15 protein-coding genes and 4 tRNA genes are annotated in these 17,195 nt (G+C 58.7%); 7 read left to right on the top strand and 12 right to left on the bottom strand.

Annotation, left to right across the window (positions count from 1 at the left end; genetic code table 11):
- Positions 1-46 precede the first annotated feature (46 nt).
- A complete protein-coding gene (locus U0029_RS07360) occupies positions 47-721 on the bottom strand; it encodes a cytochrome b/b6 domain-containing protein (RefSeq protein ID WP_012417805.1) in 675 nt (224 codons plus the stop codon).
- 65 nt (positions 722-786) lie between these two features.
- Complete coding sequence (locus U0029_RS07365) at positions 787-1,068, bottom strand: hypothetical protein (RefSeq protein ID WP_012417804.1); 282 nt, start codon at positions 1,066-1,068, stop codon at positions 787-789.
- A gap of 971 nt (positions 1,069-2,039) precedes the next feature.
- On the opposite strand from U0029_RS07365, the gene U0029_RS07370 reads away from it, so the two are divergent.
- Genes U0029_RS07370 through U0029_RS07385 form a run of 4 tightly spaced genes read left to right on the top strand, consistent with a single transcriptional unit; the run spans position 2,040 to position 4,868 of the window.
- Entirely contained in the window at positions 2,040-3,164 is a 1,125-nt protein-coding gene (locus U0029_RS07370) for an AI-2E family transporter (protein WP_012417802.1), read from the top strand.
- Positions 3,165-3,192: 28 nt separating this feature from the next.
- Positions 3,193-3,834, top strand: coding sequence for an isochorismatase family protein (locus U0029_RS07375; protein ID WP_012417801.1), 642 nt, complete (start codon positions 3,193-3,195; stop codon positions 3,832-3,834).
- 20 nt (positions 3,835-3,854) lie between these two features.
- The gene (gene speG, locus U0029_RS07380; protein ID WP_114851944.1) at positions 3,855-4,439 is read left to right on the top strand and encodes a spermidine N1-acetyltransferase; all 585 of its coding nucleotides are present in this window, start codon (positions 3,855-3,857) and stop codon (positions 4,437-4,439) included.
- A 51-nt stretch (positions 4,440-4,490) separates the two neighbouring features.
- Positions 4,491-4,868 carry a hypothetical protein gene (locus U0029_RS07385; RefSeq protein WP_012417799.1) on the top strand — a complete coding sequence of 126 codons (378 nt, stop codon included), beginning with the start codon at positions 4,491-4,493 and terminating at the stop codon, positions 4,866-4,868.
- On the opposite strand, the gene U0029_RS07390 is transcribed toward U0029_RS07385, so the two are convergent.
- The 5 genes from U0029_RS07390 to U0029_RS07410 form a co-directional block, all read right to left on the bottom strand.
- The gene (locus tag U0029_RS07390) at positions 4,869-6,221 is read right to left on the bottom strand and encodes a diguanylate cyclase (RefSeq protein WP_012417798.1); all 1,353 of its coding nucleotides are present in this window, start codon (positions 6,219-6,221) and stop codon (positions 4,869-4,871) included.
- A gap of 50 nt (positions 6,222-6,271) precedes the next feature.
- On the bottom strand, positions 6,272-7,429 hold the full coding sequence (locus U0029_RS07395) for a GGDEF domain-containing protein (RefSeq protein ID WP_147294797.1): 1,158 nt from the start codon (positions 7,427-7,429) through the stop codon (positions 6,272-6,274).
- A 1,568-nt stretch (positions 7,430-8,997) separates the two neighbouring features.
- Positions 8,998-9,074 (bottom strand) — tRNA-Met (locus U0029_RS07400).
- A 178-nt stretch (positions 9,075-9,252) separates the two neighbouring features.
- Positions 9,253-10,905: an FMN-binding glutamate synthase family protein gene (locus tag U0029_RS07405; RefSeq protein WP_114851946.1), complete on the bottom strand. Its 1,653-nt coding sequence runs from the start codon at positions 10,903-10,905 to the stop codon at positions 9,253-9,255.
- A gap of 56 nt (positions 10,906-10,961) precedes the next feature.
- Positions 10,962-11,873 carry a LysR family transcriptional regulator gene (locus U0029_RS07410; protein WP_012417795.1) on the bottom strand — a complete coding sequence of 304 codons (912 nt, stop codon included), beginning with the start codon at positions 11,871-11,873 and terminating at the stop codon, positions 10,962-10,964.
- 96 nt (positions 11,874-11,969) lie between these two features.
- Between U0029_RS07410 and U0029_RS07415 the strand changes: the two genes are divergently transcribed.
- Positions 11,970-12,488: a DMT family transporter gene (locus tag U0029_RS07415; protein ID WP_012417794.1), complete on the top strand. Its 519-nt coding sequence runs from the start codon at positions 11,970-11,972 to the stop codon at positions 12,486-12,488.
- Positions 12,489-12,562: 74 nt separating this feature from the next.
- Here the strand turns inward: U0029_RS07415 and U0029_RS07420 are convergent, their stop codons facing one another.
- Both U0029_RS07420 and U0029_RS07425 read right to left on the bottom strand, forming a co-directional pair.
- Positions 12,563-13,771, bottom strand: a complete 1,209-nt coding sequence (locus tag U0029_RS07420; protein WP_012417793.1) for a YeeE/YedE family protein — start codon at positions 13,769-13,771, stop codon at positions 12,563-12,565.
- Between the two features lie 57 nt (positions 13,772-13,828).
- Positions 13,829-15,112: an arsenic transporter gene (locus U0029_RS07425; protein WP_114851947.1), complete on the bottom strand. Its 1,284-nt coding sequence runs from the start codon at positions 15,110-15,112 to the stop codon at positions 13,829-13,831.
- 144 nt (positions 15,113-15,256) lie between these two features.
- Here U0029_RS07425 and U0029_RS07430 point away from each other — a divergent pair, with 144 nt between their 5' ends.
- Complete coding sequence (locus U0029_RS07430) at positions 15,257-15,697, top strand: GNAT family N-acetyltransferase (RefSeq protein WP_012417791.1); 441 nt, start codon at positions 15,257-15,259, stop codon at positions 15,695-15,697.
- A gap of 114 nt (positions 15,698-15,811) precedes the next feature.
- Here the strand turns inward: U0029_RS07430 and U0029_RS07435 are convergent.
- Positions 15,812-15,896 (bottom strand) — tRNA-Leu (locus U0029_RS07435).
- A gap of 149 nt (positions 15,897-16,045) precedes the next feature.
- Positions 16,046-16,130: transfer RNA gene (locus U0029_RS07440), tRNA-Leu, on the bottom strand.
- Between the two features lie 137 nt (positions 16,131-16,267).
- Between U0029_RS07440 and U0029_RS07445 the strand changes: the two genes are divergently transcribed.
- Positions 16,268-16,873, top strand: coding sequence for a tRNA-uridine aminocarboxypropyltransferase (locus U0029_RS07445; RefSeq protein ID WP_012417790.1), 606 nt, complete (start codon positions 16,268-16,270; stop codon positions 16,871-16,873).
- Positions 16,874-16,997: 124 nt separating this feature from the next.
- Here U0029_RS07445 and U0029_RS07450 read toward each other — a convergent pair.
- Positions 16,998-17,082: transfer RNA gene (locus U0029_RS07450), tRNA-Leu, on the bottom strand.
- Between the last annotated feature and the right edge of the window lie 113 nt (positions 17,083-17,195).

Raw genomic sequence — 17,195 nt, forward strand, 5'->3', positions numbered from 1 at the left:
GCAAACGCCCCGAAAGGGGCGTTTGCTTTGGGCTGGCGGTTTCGGATCAAAAGCTGGGGAGGGTTTCCAGGCTGTCGAGCCAGAGCACCAGCGCGGCGCAGCAGAGCGCCAGGACCAGGGCGCGCAGGCGCAGAGTGAGGTCGTCGCGAGCCGGGGCGGCGTCGCCGGGCAATTCGCAGGCAGGCGCGTCGCCGGTGATCATGGCGCGTACCAGGGGCTGGCGCTTGACCAGGCCATACCAGAGCAGGGCAAGCAAATGCAAGGCCACCAAGATGATCATGATCCATTCATTGGCTTTGTGCAGACGGGTGAGCGTGTTGGCTACCCCTTCGCTGACGTAGCTGTTGAGCGGTCCCTGGATCAGGATGTCATCGCTGACGAACAGGCCGCTTGCTGCCTGAAAGCCTATGGACAGCAGCATGGCCATGACTGACAGGGCGCCTAATGGGTTATGGCCGACCGTACGCAAGCGCCCGCGCAGGTAGGCGATGATCGTGGCCGGACCACGCAGGAATTGAGAAAAGCGGGCGTAGCGGGGGCCTGCAAAGCCCCACAGCAAGCGAAAGGCGATCAGGCCGACCGTGACCAGCCCGAAGCGCACATGCCAATCCATGTAAAGACCGCCCAGCTTTACGGTGATGAAAGCGCCCGTTACGCAGGCTACCAGCGCCCAGTGAAAGAGTCGGGTGGGCAGATCCCAGATGCGTAGGGTGCGGGGCATAATGACTGAAACGGGCGATTTTGACGCGGCCAATGTAGCACGGCCGACACCACGCCGGACACGTTTCAGGCGTCGAGCTTGCGCATGGGCGCAACCGGCTCGATGCGATGCACATGTTCATGGCGAAAACGGATGCGCGCGCCCTGAGTCGTGCCGCAGGGGCGGATCATTTCAGTCGTGTAGGTGGTCGTGCCGTTGATCGGCGCGTTGAAAATGACGGCGGCGCGAATCGCCTTGCCGTCGGCCAGCTTGAGGTGCACCACATCACCCACATTGATGGGCATTTCGTCCAGTTTGGAGTGGGCGGGTCGGCGTACCAGATTGCGAATGTTGAACTGCGTATTCATATGTTTTCCTCGTTCAAGTTGTTTTATGGAAACACGGCTCCGGTTATCCGGGCATCGTACTTCAGGACGGATATGCGTCAGGCATATCCGTAAACCGCAGGGATGTGGCGGCTGGCCCGCAGGAGCGGGCGGGCAGGGACGTCCCCTTCGGTGTTACGCGCGGCACACCGGCCGGCGAATATCTGCGTGATGGCAAGCAGCAGAACCTGGGTGCTGACACGGCGTCAGCAAATACTTGCCAGATTTAAGGATGGGCGGTTCTTGCCCGGCGCTCTGGGTGATCGGACACTCAAGAGACGCATGTTTTGGCTCGGGTGCGTGAGTGCAGCCTCATGCGGGTTCTTCGGCTATCACGCCGGAGGACTCAACTGCAGGGTATTGCACCCTTGAAATTTGCAGTGCACATCTGCCTGGTGCCAGTGTTAAGTGGCGTGGCGGCAGACATTGGATAGCTCAATTTGCCAGTCTATAACGACAACGTCGTTATACATATGGACGCTGGTCTGAAAACCAAGGTGTGCTCTCGCGTTTTGCCTTGTGTGTTCGGTCTTGCGCCTTTGGCCTTGCTTTGCGCCTTGTTTTTACGTAGCTCAGTGCAATTTTTCGTAGTTTGTTGAGCTTGCTGGCCGGTCACTTGTTGGTTGGGCTCACCTGGTGGCTGGACTGCTTTCGTACGCTCCGCCAGCACGACTGCTTTTAATCGTGCTTGTAACCTTGCTTCTAGTCTTGCCCCTAACCGTCATGAGCAACTTACGAACAGTAAAACTCACGAACAGTAAGGGCGCCAAGCTATTCTGCATTGTGCCAACTTATCGATCTTATTGCTAAGTTATTGTTTTGTCAAGCCTTGTTTTCGATTTGTCGCCATGGGTTTAGCGGGCCGCACGACTAAGACTTGTTACCATGTTGGCCTCGCCGCGGCTATCCAGCACCTACAATGCGGATCACGCCCCAAATTAGGACCACTTACGATGCAACAGCGCCTTCAGCACAGCAGGTCTTTTATCGCGTTACTGATTGCTGTTTCTATCGCGTTCATCTGGTTGCTGTGGCCGTTTTATGGCGCGGTGTTCTGGGGGACTATTCTTGCAGTTGTCTTTGCGCCGCTGCACCGCAGGCTGGCGCGACGCCTGGCGCCGCGCGGTAATCTGGCGGCCTTTATTTCGCTGCTCGTCGTGTTGCTGGTGGCGATCATCCCGTTGATCCTGATTACCGGTTCTCTCATCCAGGAGGGGGCGGGTCTTTATCAGCGCATGCGTTCTGGATCTGTGGATTTCGGTTTATATTTTCAGCAGGTGATGAATGCTATGCCGCCGATGGTGCATAGCCTGCTGGCCCGTTTCGATCTCACCGAGCTGGGCAGTGTTCAGGCTAAATTGTCTAACGGCGCCATGCAGTTGAGCCAGTTTATGGCCACGCAGCTACTCAACGTCGGGCAAGACACCGCGCAGTTCCTCGTGAGCTTCGGCGTCATGCTGTATTTGCTGTTTTTTCTGTTGCGAGACGGGCCCATCTTGTCGAGCCGGCTGCTGCTCGCCTTGCCGCTCGAGGAAGAGTACAAGCGGCATCTGTTTCGCAAGTTCACGACGGTCGTGCGCGCCACGGTAAAGGGCAATATTGCAGTTGCCGCGATTCAGGGTGCGCTGGGCGGGGTTATTTTCTGGGTATTGGGCATTCAGGGGGCCTTGCTTTGGGGCGTCGTCATGGCTTTTCTGTCCTTGCTGCCGGCTGTTGGCGCGGGGCTGATCTGGCTTCCTGTTGCCATTTACTTCCTGGTAACGGGCGCAATCTGGCAGGGCGTGGTGCTTATTCTGTTCGGCATGCTGGTCATTGGCATGGTCGATAATGTCTTGCGGCCGGTTCTTGTCGGAAAAGACACCAAGCTGCCCGATTATGTGATTTTGATCTCCACCCTCGGCGGAATGGCGTTATTCGGCCTGAACGGTTTTGTAATCGGCCCCTTGATCGCGGCCCTGTTCGTGGCTTGCTGGGATCTGTTTTCCCAGCCCGCTGCGGGTTTGCAGGCGGCCGACGAACCCGAGGAAGCCCCGAGGTGCGAGACTTGCAGCGAGCCACGCGACAGCGAGACAATGTAGCAATCTCAGTAGCTTAGGAGTCCGGCAGATGCTGCTGCCGCTGCCCGTCCACGTGGCCACTTTCGATGTCGATGCCCAAAAGGGCTTTACACCGATGTGTCCAGAAGAACTACCCGTTCCTCACGGTGATGAGATCGTTGCCGAGCTTAATGCTCAGGCAGGGTACGCAGCTTGGCGTGTGGGCTCCAAAGACGCGCACAGCCCTCATGCGCTTTGGCGTGCGACCCCGGATAAACCGACGCTGACGCCGCTGGATGCGCCGAATGCCGATCTGCATTGGAATATGCATTGCGTGCCAGGCACACAGGGTTTTGAACTGCTCGACGGTCTGCCGCGTCCGGTTGACTATGATTTTTTCGTCTGGAAAGGGGTGGAGCCGGATATGCATCCCTATGGGGCTTGCTATCACGACCTCGCTGAGCGTCGTACGACCGGCGTTATCGAATTTCTGCAATCCAGAAATATCGTTGCCGTTATCGTGGGCGGCCTCGCGCTCGATTACTGCGTCAAGACTACCGCATTGCAATTACGGCGTGCGGGGTTGGACGTGATCGTCAATCTTGCCGCTTGTCGGGCTATCGCGCCTGGTAGTGCGCGTGCTGCGCTTGATCTGTTTGCCAGCGCCGGCGTGCGCACGGTAGAGCATGCCCAAGCGTTGCAGCAAGTTTGACCAAAACAAGGAGAATGGCCATGACAGCGACAGCCAGCGATATTCAATTGCGTCCGCTGGAGCGGGGTGATCTGCACTTCGTGCACGCGATGAATAACAACGATGCCATCATGCGTTATTGGTTCGAAGAGCCTTATGAGGCTTACGACGAGCTCATTGCGCTTTACGACCGGCATATTCATGATCAGTACGAGCGGCGCTTCATTATCGAGCATGCCGCGGGTCAGATGGTGGGCTTGGTCGAGTTGGTGGAAATCAATCATATCCACCGCCGCGCCGAATTTCAGATCATCATTGCACCTGATTTCCAGGGACAGGGTTTTGCCAAGGCGGCAACAAGGGTCGCCATCGGTTACGCCTTCCGCGTGCTCAACCTGCATAAGGTCTATTTGCTAGTCGATAAAGACAATCTGGCGGCTGTCCATATCTATCGTTCTTGCGGTTTTTCAGTTGAGGGCGAGCTGCGGGAGGAGTTTTTCTCCAATGGCCGTTACCGTGATGCCTACCGTATGAGTATTCTGCAGGCCGAGTATTTGCGCGACTATGGCAGCATTCCGGATCATGCCTCGGTGCTGCGCAATTGGTCGCCGGGAGCTTCAGCCTGAGGGCGAAGCCCCTTGGTATATTCCGCTATTGATAATTCCTAGGAGAACTATATGCGTATTGCCCGTTTTTTTGCAGGATCTGCTCTGGTTTTGTCGGGCCTCACGGTGGCGCATGCCGCCGCGCCCGTGTTTCTCAATCAGACCATCATCAACAATATTCCCAAGGCGGATCGCCCGCAATTTCAGGCGGCCGTGGCTGATGTGCTGGAGCAATCCGCAGAAGGGCAGACCACAACCTGGACCAGCACTGCGACTCGCCGCCAGCCGGCGATTGCGGTGCGCCTAACACCGATTCAGACGACTTACACTGACACGAGCCGGCGCTGCCGCTTACTCGAAGCCCAGGTCAGCCAGGGCGCGGGCAAGGAAGGCTGGACGTTCTGGTTTTGCCAGCAGCCGTCCGGTGGCTGGCGTGCCAGCAGCAATTGATCAGTCGGCCAGGACGCAGGTGTTGCGGCCTCGCGTCTTGGCGGCATAAAGCGCAATATCGGCGCGCTTGAGCAGCCGTTGATAATCGGGATGGCTGTCGTGAGCAGCTACCCCGATGCTCACGCTTATCCGCCGGTGCAGGCCATCCGGCAGGGTCAAGGGTTTTTCGGCAATACGTTGGCGCAAGTTTTCCGCGATGTTCAGCGCCTGTGTGGCGGTGGCATCAACCAGCACCACGAGAAACTCCTCGCCGCCCAGACGGAAGGTGTAGTCTCCCCCCCGGCTGTAAGTGGCGATCATGCCGCCTACCTGCTGCAGCACGAGATCCCCGGCGTCATGGCCGTGTTCATCATTGACGCGTTTGAAGTGATCGACATCGACCATCAGCACGGCTAATGGCGAACTCGTTTTGCGTGCATAAGCGACCTCTTTGCTCATCACGACATGCAAGTATTTGCGGTTGAGCAGATGTGTGAGCGTATCGCGCCCGGATTCAAGATGGCTGGCTCGTTCGAACAAGGCGTCCATCAGATAGGCGAGAGTTTTGGTTGCGTCACGCACGGCGTGCAAGAGCTGCATGCGGCCCTCAGTCACCGGCGTTTCGCTGAGCAATCTGTCCACGGTTTCGATTTGCGAACGGGCTGCCTCGGCTTCTTTGGCGCCCTCGAAAGCATGAGCCGCCTTGTGCGTGAACCATAGCCCGAACTCGGACTTGCGCAGGCGGGGCAATTTGCCGCTGTCCTGGCCAGTGGACAAGTCGAATAGCAACTGATTTTCCCAGTCGAGGAGGGCGGCGCGCTGGCGTTCTTTTTCTGTGCCGATATTCTGCGACAAACTCAGGAGTCGGTAGCCTTCTTCGGCGCGCGAGTTGCGATCGTGTGAAGCAGCGTAGGCCAGTGACATGAGTTCGATCGCAAACAGCATGACTTCACTGAAGTAGTTGGATAGCGGCCAGCTCAGTTCGCTGCTGACATCGCTGTCGCGGGTCACCAGCTCGCGCAGGCTGCGCGTGAGGCGGCGGGTGCCTTGCAGCACCAGATGCACCGGAATGTTGATGCGGGCGTGGACTTCGCCTACACGTTGCTGAAAAGCGACGACGTTTTCAAAGTCCTGATTGACCGCAGCGCCAAAGGCCGACCGCAGCCAGGCCTGTAGCGAGGCGTGCAGCCTGTCTCGCACAAGTTGGCTGGAGAGAAAAAAAGCGGCGGACTCGTCCGCCAGCATGCCCTGGTAGAAACTGTCGGCCAACATTGGGGCATAAGCGTTGATGCGGTCTAGGGCCAGCGCATGAATTTCAGGGGAGTAGGGTGCGCAGGTATCCTTCCAGCGCTGCACGAAGATATCGAGTTTCAAGACAGTGAATCTACAGTAGAGTGGATCAGATGCGCGGTGGGAGACGATTATCAGGCCGTGGCGGCCTGCTGCACGATACGATTGCGGCCGTCGCGTTTGGCTTGATAGAGCAACGTGTCGGCACGTCGCATCCATGAAGAGACGGTGTCGCCGAGTTGTAGCATAGTCAGGCCGGTGCTGAGGGTGATGACATGCCCCTCGTCCAGATCAGAGACGAGTGTTTCGGTTAGCAAACGATTCAGGCGTCGGGCCAACTCATGCGCTTCGGCGAGTCCGGCTGGCACGACGATGGCGAATTCTTCGCCACCCACGCGCCCCGTCAGCGCTTGGCTGCCCGCACAACCTTGAATCAGCTTGCTCACAATTCTGAGCACTTTGTCGCCGACGGCGTGGCCATAACGATCATTGATGGACTTGAAGTGGCCAATGTCGATGAGCAGCAAGGCATGGGGCTCGCTCGCCACCCGGGCGATCAGCCTTTCGAGGCGCTCGTCAAAAGAGCGGCGATTCCATAAACCGGTTAGGCCGTCTACATCACGATCGTCGCGCAGGCGCGCAATCATGTCTGTGAGGCTTGCGGCAAAGAGCAGCAATGCCAGAATCAGCCCGGTCAGCACCAGTGCAAGCTGCAGTACGAACCAAAAAGCCAGACTGCCGAATGCTTGAGGCACAAAGTACTGGGGCAGTGCTAGCGTGAGCAGCGAGCGGACAAAAAAGCTGCACGAAAGAAAAGCAAATACCCAGAAAATCGTGCTGTCTAGGCCGCCGGCGCGGCGCGCTCGGCGAATCTGCCACGATGCCATGCATAGAATCGTGCCGATGCCGAAGTTCAAGCTATGGCTGCCTGCGTCGACGCTAGGTTGGGCATAGCAAAAGTAAGCGACCGCCAGCCAGGTCAGCAGGCAGGCGATTGCCAGCGGATAGCTGCCTTTCAGGCAATAACGCCGCATCAGCCCTTCGGCCATGCAAGCGATGCTCGCAAGATAAATGGCGGCGGAGATAACGGTGTTTAGGCGCTCCTCATTGGGCCAATGCAGAATTTGCATGGATGAAGCGCTCGCGTAGAGCAGGAAGGCGCAGGCCAGCAAGACCAGATAGGCGCGTCGGTCGAAAAACTTCCAGATACAAAGGAAGCTTCCAGAAATAACCAGGGCGATAGCTGGGCTACCCAGTGTGAGAATCTGAGTCGCGTTGATAGTCGAAGTCAAGGCAACGAACCAAGGAGAGGCCGATGGATGGCCCGTGTTGCGGTGATAGGTTTACGCGCTTGGCGTGGAATGGCTTCGGGTTGGACGCGAATACGTTGGACCGTTTGCACCTGGTGCGCCTGTCAAGTTCTCTTGAACCGGAGGGTAACGATCCATCAATGACTCCCAGAGTAGATGTGCAAACGTGCCTGATAAGTGCTCGGTCTGGACAGCAATGCCTGCGATTTCCGAAGCATGGCCTCATGAAAAATCGTGGCATTTGCTTTAGGCTGGATTATGTCCAAAAGCTGGCGCGGCGGTCCGCATGCTCAAGCCTGCCCTCCATATTATTTGTTCCGCGATAAAGATTGCGGGATGGCTTGGCCGATCGTGGTCGCGCTGTTGCGTATCGTAGCCCAGTCGTCGCTAATTTTACATAGAAGCTTGAGATGTATATTAAATTTTGATTGATTGCTGAAATTTTTATTTTCTTAAGCCGTTGTTTTATAGGTATTATTTCAATAATTACAATTAATTCAAAGTATTATTATTTCAATAATTTGTTCTTTGGTGAGGCAGGTGTATGTGCGAAAAATTGGAAATAATTTAGAAAAAAGTGCCCAGATTAAATGATTCATAGCTAAAGCATCATGATTAGCGGTGTAGGGTGGGGTGGGGCGTCCCGCGATGTAACAAAGCTGACATTCCTTACTTAGAACTATTAATAAACTGCGCCTTTTCGGGGTGCAGGGCGCATGGTCCGGCACAAAGCCGCTATGCCCGGCGAGCCGGTTGTGGCGCATCTCGGTGCAGGTAAAGCCGCCATACATGCGCAAGCAAACGAGTGTGAAAGTTAAGTGCTCCCTCCTCGCGACTGCGATATGCGCCGGGCTCTTTGGCCGGACGCAAAAGGCCATTTTCGGTGGAGGGCAGTGCGGCCTTGCCGCTGGTATTCTGGTCAGCACTTGCCGAGGGGGTGTTTGACGCCACTAGCAGCACGGCACTTGGCGTTGGCAGGCGCACTGCCTGGTGGAGGCTGGTGGCGAGAGGGGAGCGAGAAGTGCTATCCCCGCGTTCGTTGGGAGGCGGCTATGCCTATTTTTCCTGACAGACAGAAAAAAGCGCGCTTGACCCGTCGGTTGCAAGGGGGATCACATCCTTGCGTTATCCACAGGCCCTCAAGTGGGGGCCGCACCGGTACGTCAAGCGCGCTGGGACAGGGGCAAAAAGCCTCAGTGGCAAATCTCGGCGTTGTTGAGAGTCTGTTAAGCGCGGGGGCGGTATGCGCTGGGTGCAGGGGGGGGGGGGCAAAAAACAAAGCCCCGCACAAGGCAGGGCTCTGGCCTCCGATACGACTATGGACACTACCGGACTTTTGCGCAGAGGTGACACAGCTCGCTCTGCGGGCAGGGTTAGTATAGGCCAATGCCTGTTCAAAGAGAGAGGTTGAGCGCAACTATGTGCAATGCAGGAGCGTCATGCCGCTGGAGGTTCGGTAAAGTCAACCCTGCGGTCAACCCGGCGAAGAGGCTGCAAGATTGCGGAGCAAAACAAAAGGCCCGCAATTGCTTGCGGGCCTCGGTATTCTTTGGTGGCGCATCCCTGATTCGAACAGGGGACCTGCGGATTATGATTCCGTCGCTCTAACCGGCTGAGCTAATGCGCCACACGGGGTACTGCTTTAATACTATTGCTAGAAGTGTTTATTCACCACTTCATTCGATGCTGTGTCAGCAGCGAAGAACAAAATTCTAGCACAGTCTTTTTTATTGGTGCAACAAGGCTGCGAAAAAATTTATGCTTTACGCCGGAACCGTCGGCAGAATCAAACTTATCTTGATGCGTCAGGCCGGTTGAGGCTCGGAGAACTCGGCCAGCGCGGTGTCGATGTCTGCAACCGGTTGGAAGGAGTCTGGGGATGCCATGTGCCAGCCCACGCGGAAAACATTGTGGCGGAATTCGCCGCGCAGTAGTTCTCCGGGCTTGAGGTCCGGGAACAGCGCGGACAGCAAGCGGACTTCGCTGGACGAAATACGCCGTGCGATGTGGTGCGGGCGTAATTGCTCAGGGTGGCTGAGGCCTGCGGCTTCGAGCAGTTCGGCCAGGGCATGCAGTGTATTTTTGTGGAAATGGGCCACGCGTTGTGCTTTGTCCGGTACAACCAGCGCGCGTTGGCGCAGGGGGTCTTGTGTGGTGACGCCAGTCGGGCATTTGCCGGTATGGCAGGCCTGGGCCTGGATGCACCCGATGGCGAACATGAAGCCGCGCGCCGAGTTGCACCAGTCAGCGCCCAAGGCCATGACGCGGGCCATGTCGAAGGCGGTGATGATCTTGCCTGATGCGCCAATGCGGATGCGGTCGCGCAGGTCAACACCGACGAGCGTGTTGTGGACCAGGCGAAGGGCTTCGCGCAGCGGGGTGCCTACGTGGTCGACGAATTCCACGGGGGCGGCGCCCGTGCCGCCTTCGGCGCCATCAACGACAATGAAGTCCGGTGTGATGCCGGTTTTCAGCATGGCTTTCACGATGGCGAACCATTCCCAGGGATGGCCCATACAGAACTTGAAGCCCACTGGCTTGCCGCCGGACAGCTCTCGCAGACGTGCCACGAAATGCATCAGGCCTATCGGGCTGTCAAAGGCGCTATGGCTGGCGGGGGAGTTGCAGTCCTGCCAGGGCGCTACGCCTCGCGCTTCGGCAATTTCGGGCGTGACCTTGCCTGCGGGCAGAATGCCGCCATGTCCGGGTTTAGCGCCTTGCGACAGCTTGATCTCTATCATCTTGACCTGCGGGGTGCAGGCATTACGGACAAAGGCCTCCTCGGAAAAGCGGCCTTGCTCATCGCGGCATCCGAAATAGCCCGAGCCGATATTCCATATGAGAGCGCCGCCGGGTTCGCGGTGATAACGGCTGATGCCACCCTCACCGGTGTCGTGCGCGAAATTGCCGATGCGTGCTCCCTCATTGAGTGCAAGCACGGCATTGGCGGATAGCGCGCCGAAACTCATGGCTGACACATTGAAAACCGACATCGAATAGGGCTGGGTACAGGTGGGGCCGCCTATCTGAATGCGGAACTCGGGGTCTGTCACATGGGAAGGCAGCATGGAATGGTTAATCCATTCGTAGCGGTCGCCGTAGACATCTTCCTGGGTGCCGAAGGGGCGTTTGTCGATTTCCTGTTTAGCCCGTTGATAGACGATGGAGCGTTGGGCGCGAGAGAATGGCGTGGGCTTGGTGTCGTCTTCTAGGAAGTATTGGCGGATTTCGGGGCGGATGAATTCGAACAGAAAACGCAGGTTGCCGATGATGGGGTAATTACGCCGGATGGCGTGGCGAGACTGCGCTATGTCATAAAAGCCCAGCAGGCTTAGGGCGGCCAGAGGCAGTGCGGCCCAGAGCCAGCCGGGACTGTGCAAGATGCTAAGCGCCAGGGTAACGATCGTGCCGATAAGAACCAGGGCGAAGGCCGTGTAGCGGCCAGCGATCCAATGCATTTGCCTCTCCGGGAAACTGGGTCGTGCTCACCATACCAGAATCGCCCTATTGGGCTCTAGGACTGTTTTGGCTGGCCACAGCTGTGCAGCAGATGCCGCAGCCAACGGTGGGCAGCATCGTTTGTGCGGCGCTCATGCCAGGCCTGCTGGAAGGCAAACCCCGGCAAGGGTAGGGGGGGTGGGAAGGCGCGCAGGCTGTTGTCGCGTGGCATGCCTTCCAGGCTGCGACGGGCCACCGTGAGGAGTAAATCGGTGCCGGTCAGTATTCGCGCCGAGGCGCCCCAGTGTGGTAGCACCAAGGCAACATGCCGGCGCAGGCCGCGAGCGGCAAGAGCGGCGTCGATTTCATTGTCTGCGCCCGTTTCTGTCGCCACCAGTACATGCGGTCGAGCCAGCCAATCGGAGAGTGACAGTCCTCCTCGCGCGGGCAGGCTGTGTGTGTCGGCTACACTGACGAAGTTCTCGTCAAACAGGGTTTCCAGCTGGATCTCGTTTGGCGCGTCGGGGAATACGCCCAAGGCCAGATCTACTTCACCGTCGATAAGTTGTATTTGCACCGCATCGCGGCTGATCTGGCTGATGGCCAGGGTGATGCCCGGTGCCTGGCTGCGCAGTTGTTGTGTCAGCGAGGGCAAAATGAGATGGGCGGCGTAGTCGGACATGGCCAGGCGGAAGCGCCGCCGGGCCTGCGCCGGATCGAAGCCGGGCGTGCCGAGCAAGGCATTCAACTGGTTCAGCGCGGCGTCCAGGGGATGTAGCAGTTCCTGGGCGCGAGGGGTGAGCACCATGCCGGGACCGCGTCGGATCAGCAAGGGATCTTGAAAAATGTCTCGTAGCTGTGCGAGCGCATGGCTGACCGCAGGCTGGCTGCGCGACAGCCTCAGAGCGGCCCGGGTGACGTGCTTTTCGGCTAGCAAGGCATGCAAGGCCAAAAGCAGGTTCAGATCAATACGGCGCAAATCATCCATGAAATGAATAATAGATGTGATTATTAAGAATTTCCATTCTTTTCATAGATAATTGATCATGACGTCATCGTAATTGATGTTGATGGAGTGTTCGTCATGAATCTGCCTGTCTCGCTAGCCGGTTTGCTGCCCATGCTGATCGCCCTGCTCGCCGGTGCCGCCGTTCCCTTTCAGGGTGCCGGTAACGCTGCGCTCGGCCGCGCGTTGGGCCATCCCTTATGGGCTACGCTCGCCTCTTTGGCTGTCAGTGTGCTGGTTTTGCTGCCGATGCTGTTCGCCATGCGCGTGCCGATGCCCAGCCTGAGTCTGGCGCTGCGCGGTCCGATCTGGTTATGGATGGGGGGGCTGGTCGGTGTGGCCTATATTACGGCAGCCTTGGTCTTGACGCCCAAGCTCGGCGCAGCCAGCTTTATTGTGTGTGTGGTCGCCGGTCAGGTGATGGCATCCTTGTTGATCGACCACTTCGGTTTGATGGGTTTGCTGGCTCGGCCGGTGGGGCTTGGACGAGTGGCCGGTGTGGCGCTCATCGTGATCGGTATGGTCGTGGTGCAGCTGAACAGCAAGACCGTGCCGCGAGTGGCGGCGGTTCAATCAAGCACGGTGGCGCTTGAGTAGGGATAGCTCAGCGAAGCCGGGATAGTGTCCGGCCTCGCTGGAGGGCTGTATAGCCCTGCCTGTCTGCCGCTGGCTCAGCAGCTCGATGGCGCAGGGTTTTTTTCGACGGCCAGACCAAACAGGGGGCGCAGTTGTACGCCCAGCGCGCTGCCCAGAAAAGCGGCGGGCAGCCACAGCCATGCATGCAGGCTGCCCGACAAAATGCCGCTGAAATAGGCGCCGATATTGCAGCCGAAGGAGATGCGTGAGCCGTAGCCGAGCAAGAGGCCGCCGATGATTGCGCCCGCCAATGAGCGCAGCGGCACTTTCCAGACGGGGGCAAATTTGCCTGCCGACGAGGCGGCGGCCAGTGCGCCCAGCATTAGGCCGATATCCATTACCGAGGTTACGTCGCGGCTTACCGGGGCGGCCAGCGCCGCCTGCTGTTTGCTCCAATAAGCCCAGCTGGCGACATCGCTACCCAGGGCGTCGAGTGTTTTGGCACCCCAGAGCGCGAAGGCGGATGTGATGCCCCAGGGGCGTCCGGCCAGCGCCAGGGTGGCGAAGTTAAGCACAACCAGTGCCAGGCCCCCCCAGATCAGCGGCCAAGGACCGCGCAACAGGGTAGCCGGCCGATCAGTGTGCGTTGCCGAAGAAATGAGCTGTCCATGACGGCGTTTTTCGAACACGGTTGTCAGCCATGCGATGAGGCTGAAGACGGCCAGGTTGACGATCAGTGCTGTCGGGAGTCCCCAGGTTTTGATCAGGGACGTTGGCGGCAGGGCGGGCAGGCTGGACCACCAAGGGAAATTTGCGGTTGCGAAGACCGAGCCTACGATAAAGAAAAGCAGGGTGACAACCATACGGGTGTTGCCGCCGCCGACGGCGAATAGCGTGCCCGAGGCGCAGCCGCCGCCCAATTGCATACCGATGCCAAACAGAAAGGCGCCCAACAACACGGATAGGCCGGGCGGAGAGACCAGGCCGTTTACCGGTTGGCCAAAGAGGGAGCCCGCGGCCAGGAAAGGAAAAAACAACACGACGCCAAAGGCCAGCATGGCCATCTGGCCGCGCAGGCCGGCGCCGCGGCGGTCGGAGACAAAGACGCGCCAGGCCTGGGTGAATCCAAAAGAGGCGTGATAAAGCGTCACGCCCAGCAGCGCGCCCACGATCCAGAGCGCGCTCTGCTTCCAGCTTACGGTTTCAAGCAGATAGGCGGCGCCTGCTAACACCAGCAAGGAAGCAAACCATAAAGGCTTGCGGTTGACGGGGTTGGCGGGCAGTTGCAGAGTAGCTGTGCTCATGGACGGTCTGGGTGAAAGCGGTCAAGGGATTTATTGTGTTTGCGGCGCGGCTGATCGTCAAAGGGTCAGCCGCCAGGCCAGCGCTGCTAGCGTGGCCAGCAGAACCGGTACCGTCAGCACCAGGCCGACGCGGAAGTAATAGCCCCAGGAAATCACCAGTCCTTTGCGCGCCAGCACATGCAACCAGAGCAAAGTGGCCAGGCTGCCTATGGGCGTAATTTTGGGGCCGAGGTCGCTGCCGATGACGTTGGCGTAGATCATCGCATTGCGGATGGCCGGATCGGCGGCCTGGACGTCGGCAATGGAGAGCGCGCCCACAAGCACGGTGGGCAGATTATTCATGATGGAAGACAGCAGCGCCGTGGCGATGCCGGTGCCGAACGCCGCACCCCAGACGCCAGCTTCGGCGCAATACTCCAGCAAGGCGGTGAGGTGGGTGGTAAGGCCGGCATTGCGCAGGCCGTAAACCACCAAATACATGCCTAGAGAGAAGACCACGATATGCCAGGGGGCCTCGCGCATGATGCGTCGGGTGCCGACAATGTGGCGGCGTCCCGCGACGATGAGCAGGCCGGCCGCGCCCAGCGCGGCGATCGCGCTGACGGGTACGCCCAGCGGCTCAAGCAGGAAGAACCCAGCCAGCAGAAGCGTCAGCACGATCCAGCCTGCGCGAAAGGTCAGGTCGTCGCGGATGGCGCTGCGCGGTGACGGCAGCGAGCGCAGGTCATAGCGAGCCGGGATGTCGCGGCGGAAGAATAGCCAGAGCATGCCAAGCGAGGCGCCTACCGTCACGACATTAACTGGCGCCATGACTGAGGCATATTGGGCAAAGCTCAAGCCGAAGAAGTCGGCCGACACGATGTTGACGAGGTTGGAAACGATGAGCGGGATGCTGGCCGTGTCGGCGATAAAGCCCGCAGCCATCACAAAAGCGAGCGTGGCGGCCGGTCCGAAGCCCAGTGCGAGCAGCATTTCCATAACGATGGGCGTGAGAATGAGTGCGGCGCCGTCGTTGGCGAAGAGTGCAGTCACGGCAGCGCCGAGCAATACGATAAGCAGGAAAAGACGGTGGCCCGCTCCTTGACCCCAGCGCGCCACGTGGAGCGCCGCCCATTCAAAGAAGCCAGCCTCGTCGAGGATGAGGCTGGTGATGATGATGGCGATGAAGGTGGCGGTGGCATTCCAGACGATATGCCACACCACGCCGATATCCGAGAACTGGACGACACCGGTGATCAGTGCAAGGCCTGCGCCTATGCAGGCGCTCCAGCCGACATTTAGGCCGCGGGGCTGCCAGATGACAAGCAAGAGGGTGAAGGCAAACAGGGCAAGGGCGAGCATGGTTGAAGGCCTGCAAGCCTGATGTATTCGGCTTGCCTCGGCCCGGCAGCGGGAAAGCGCCATTCTACTTAAGGAGTCCGGGGGCTTGGAGAGCCGCGCGCGGCCTGAGACAATCCGGGCAAAGTTTTGCCGGATATCTCAAACATGAATCAGAACTCCTTGCGTATTGTCATTGGCACCTGGGATCGCCTGCGCGAGCATGCGGCTCGTGTGCGCCACGAAGTGTTTGTACTTGAGCAGGGCGTGTCGCCAGAGATCGAACTCGATGACGAGGATGCGGTGTCTGTCCATGCTGTGGCCTACGATGCTCAGGGTGAGCCTATTGGCACGGGCCGTTTGCTGCAAGACGGGCATATCGGGCGCATGGCGGTGCGCAAGCTTGCTCGTGGCCAGGGGGTCGGTGGTCAGATCCTCGATGCGCTGATCGAGCAGGGTCATGGCGATGGCCACCGTATGCTGGTGCTGCATGCGCAGACGCATGCCCGCTCTTTTTATGAGGCGCATGGCTTTCAGGCGGCTGGCGAGGAGTTCCTCGAGGCGGGTATCCCGCACGTTGTGATGACGCGGGAGCTGGCGCGCGGCTGATTGGGGCGTCGAAGCGGTCTGCCTTCTCTGTCAGGGTCGCCGGACAAAAAAAACCGAATGCCTGAGCATTCGGGTTTTTTGGCGCATCGTGATAGGAAACCACGATGTTGATATTGGTGCCCAGGAGAGGACTCGAACCTCCACACCTTGCGGCACATGGACCTGAACCATGCGCGTCTACCAATTCCGCCACCTGGGCATGAGCTGTGATTGCCTGCACCGTTTCGTTCACAGTCAAACGAAAGGCCATGCTGTTTTATTGCCGGGCATGAGCCGGTGATCCTGAAAACAAAACCCGGAAATAACCGGGTTTTTTGGCGCATCGTGCGGATCATCACGATGTTGTATTGGTGCCCAGGAGAGGACTCGAACCTCCACACCTTGCGGCACATGGACCTGAACCATGCGCGTCTACCAATTCCGCCACCTGGGCTCTGTTGACTTTGCGTTGCCGCGCATCAGCAGGACGCGAATTATGCACATTTTTTAAAATGTGTGCAAGCCGGAAAAAAACGGGCTGCCTGATGGTGGCGTATCCTGTGTGACTCCTGTCTCGTTGTTTTTGCTGTTATGCCCCGTCTGCGTTGTGCCCGTTGCGAACGTCCCGCTTCGCATTGCTTGTGCGTGGTGTTGCCCAAGCTTCATTCCCGTACTCAGGTGCTGATTCTGCAGGATCCTCGTGAGGCGGGCCATGCCTTGAATACCGCCCGCTTGGCCTGGCTGGGTCTGGCGAGCGCGGTGCGCGTGGTGGCGGATGATTTCGACCCTGGGTTATGGGTCCGTCCGGGCGTGCAGGCCTATCTGCTGTTTCCTGGAGATGGCGCGCAGGAGGCCGGCCCGGCAGTGCCGGAGCCGCGTCTGCTTGTCGTGCCGGATGCGACCTGGCGTGGCGCGCGTGCAATGCTGGCCCGTCATCCGTCTCTCGCGGCCTTGCCGAGGTTGAGTTTCCCGGCGCCTGCGCAGGGGCGATATCGCGTGCGTCATGCGGATTTGCCGGGGGCGGTGTCTACGGTGGAGGCTATCGCGGCTGCCTTGAATGCGCTGGAGAGCACGCAGCGTTTTGATGCCTTGCTGGCCCCGCTGGAGCGTATGGTGCAGGGGCAGATCGAAGGGATGGGCCGCACGCGCTACGAGGCCCATCACGTCAAGCGTCAGGGTAGCCGGTCCGGGGAGTGAAAATGCAAAAAACATGGCCGGCGAGGGCGGCAGCCAGAAAAAAACCCCGGCGCTTGTGCGATCCGGGGTTTTTGGCACTGCTGTCTTGCATGACTGCTAGTTTAAAACTGGCAGAAAAAAACTGTGGTGCCCAGGAGAGGACTCGAACCTCCACACCTTGCGGCACATGGACCTGAACCATGCGCGTCTACCAATTCCGCCACCTGGGCACTGTGCCTGATCAAATTTTTGCGCTGGATTTCACGTAGACTAACTACTTCGCAAAAACTAATATTTGGCTTTCAGTGTCGCACCGGGCTGACCACAGAAGCTGAGCATTATA

This window comes from Bordetella avium (genome assembly GCF_034424645.1).
Taxonomy (GTDB): Bacteria; Pseudomonadota; Gammaproteobacteria; order Burkholderiales; family Burkholderiaceae_B; genus Bordetella; species Bordetella avium.

Coding starts and splice junctions, on each gene's coding strand:
- U0029_RS07445 (WP_012417790.1), top strand. CDS start 16,268: ATGCCCCGTCTGCGTTGTGCCCGTTGCGAACGTCCCGCTTCGCATTGC.
- U0029_RS07405 (WP_114851946.1), bottom strand. CDS start 10,905: ATGCATTGGATCGCTGGCCGCTACACGGCCTTCGCCCTGGTTCTTATC.
- U0029_RS07370 (WP_012417802.1), top strand. CDS start 2,040: ATGCAACAGCGCCTTCAGCACAGCAGGTCTTTTATCGCGTTACTGATT.
- U0029_RS07415 (WP_012417794.1), top strand. CDS start 11,970: ATGAATCTGCCTGTCTCGCTAGCCGGTTTGCTGCCCATGCTGATCGCC.
- U0029_RS07385 (WP_012417799.1), top strand. CDS start 4,491: ATGCGTATTGCCCGTTTTTTTGCAGGATCTGCTCTGGTTTTGTCGGGC.
- U0029_RS07420 (WP_012417793.1), bottom strand. CDS start 13,771: ATGAGCACAGCTACTCTGCAACTGCCCGCCAACCCCGTCAACCGCAAG.
- speG (WP_114851944.1), top strand. CDS start 3,855: ATGACAGCGACAGCCAGCGATATTCAATTGCGTCCGCTGGAGCGGGGT.
- U0029_RS07360 (WP_012417805.1), bottom strand. CDS start 721: ATGCCCCGCACCCTACGCATCTGGGATCTGCCCACCCGACTCTTTCAC.
- U0029_RS07365 (WP_012417804.1), bottom strand. CDS start 1,068: ATGAATACGCAGTTCAACATTCGCAATCTGGTACGCCGACCCGCCCAC.
- U0029_RS07430 (WP_012417791.1), top strand. CDS start 15,257: ATGAATCAGAACTCCTTGCGTATTGTCATTGGCACCTGGGATCGCCTG.
- U0029_RS07375 (WP_012417801.1), top strand. CDS start 3,193: ATGCTGCTGCCGCTGCCCGTCCACGTGGCCACTTTCGATGTCGATGCC.
- U0029_RS07425 (WP_114851947.1), bottom strand. CDS start 15,112: ATGCTCGCCCTTGCCCTGTTTGCCTTCACCCTCTTGCTTGTCATCTGG.
- U0029_RS07410 (WP_012417795.1), bottom strand. CDS start 11,873: ATGGATGATTTGCGCCGTATTGATCTGAACCTGCTTTTGGCCTTGCAT.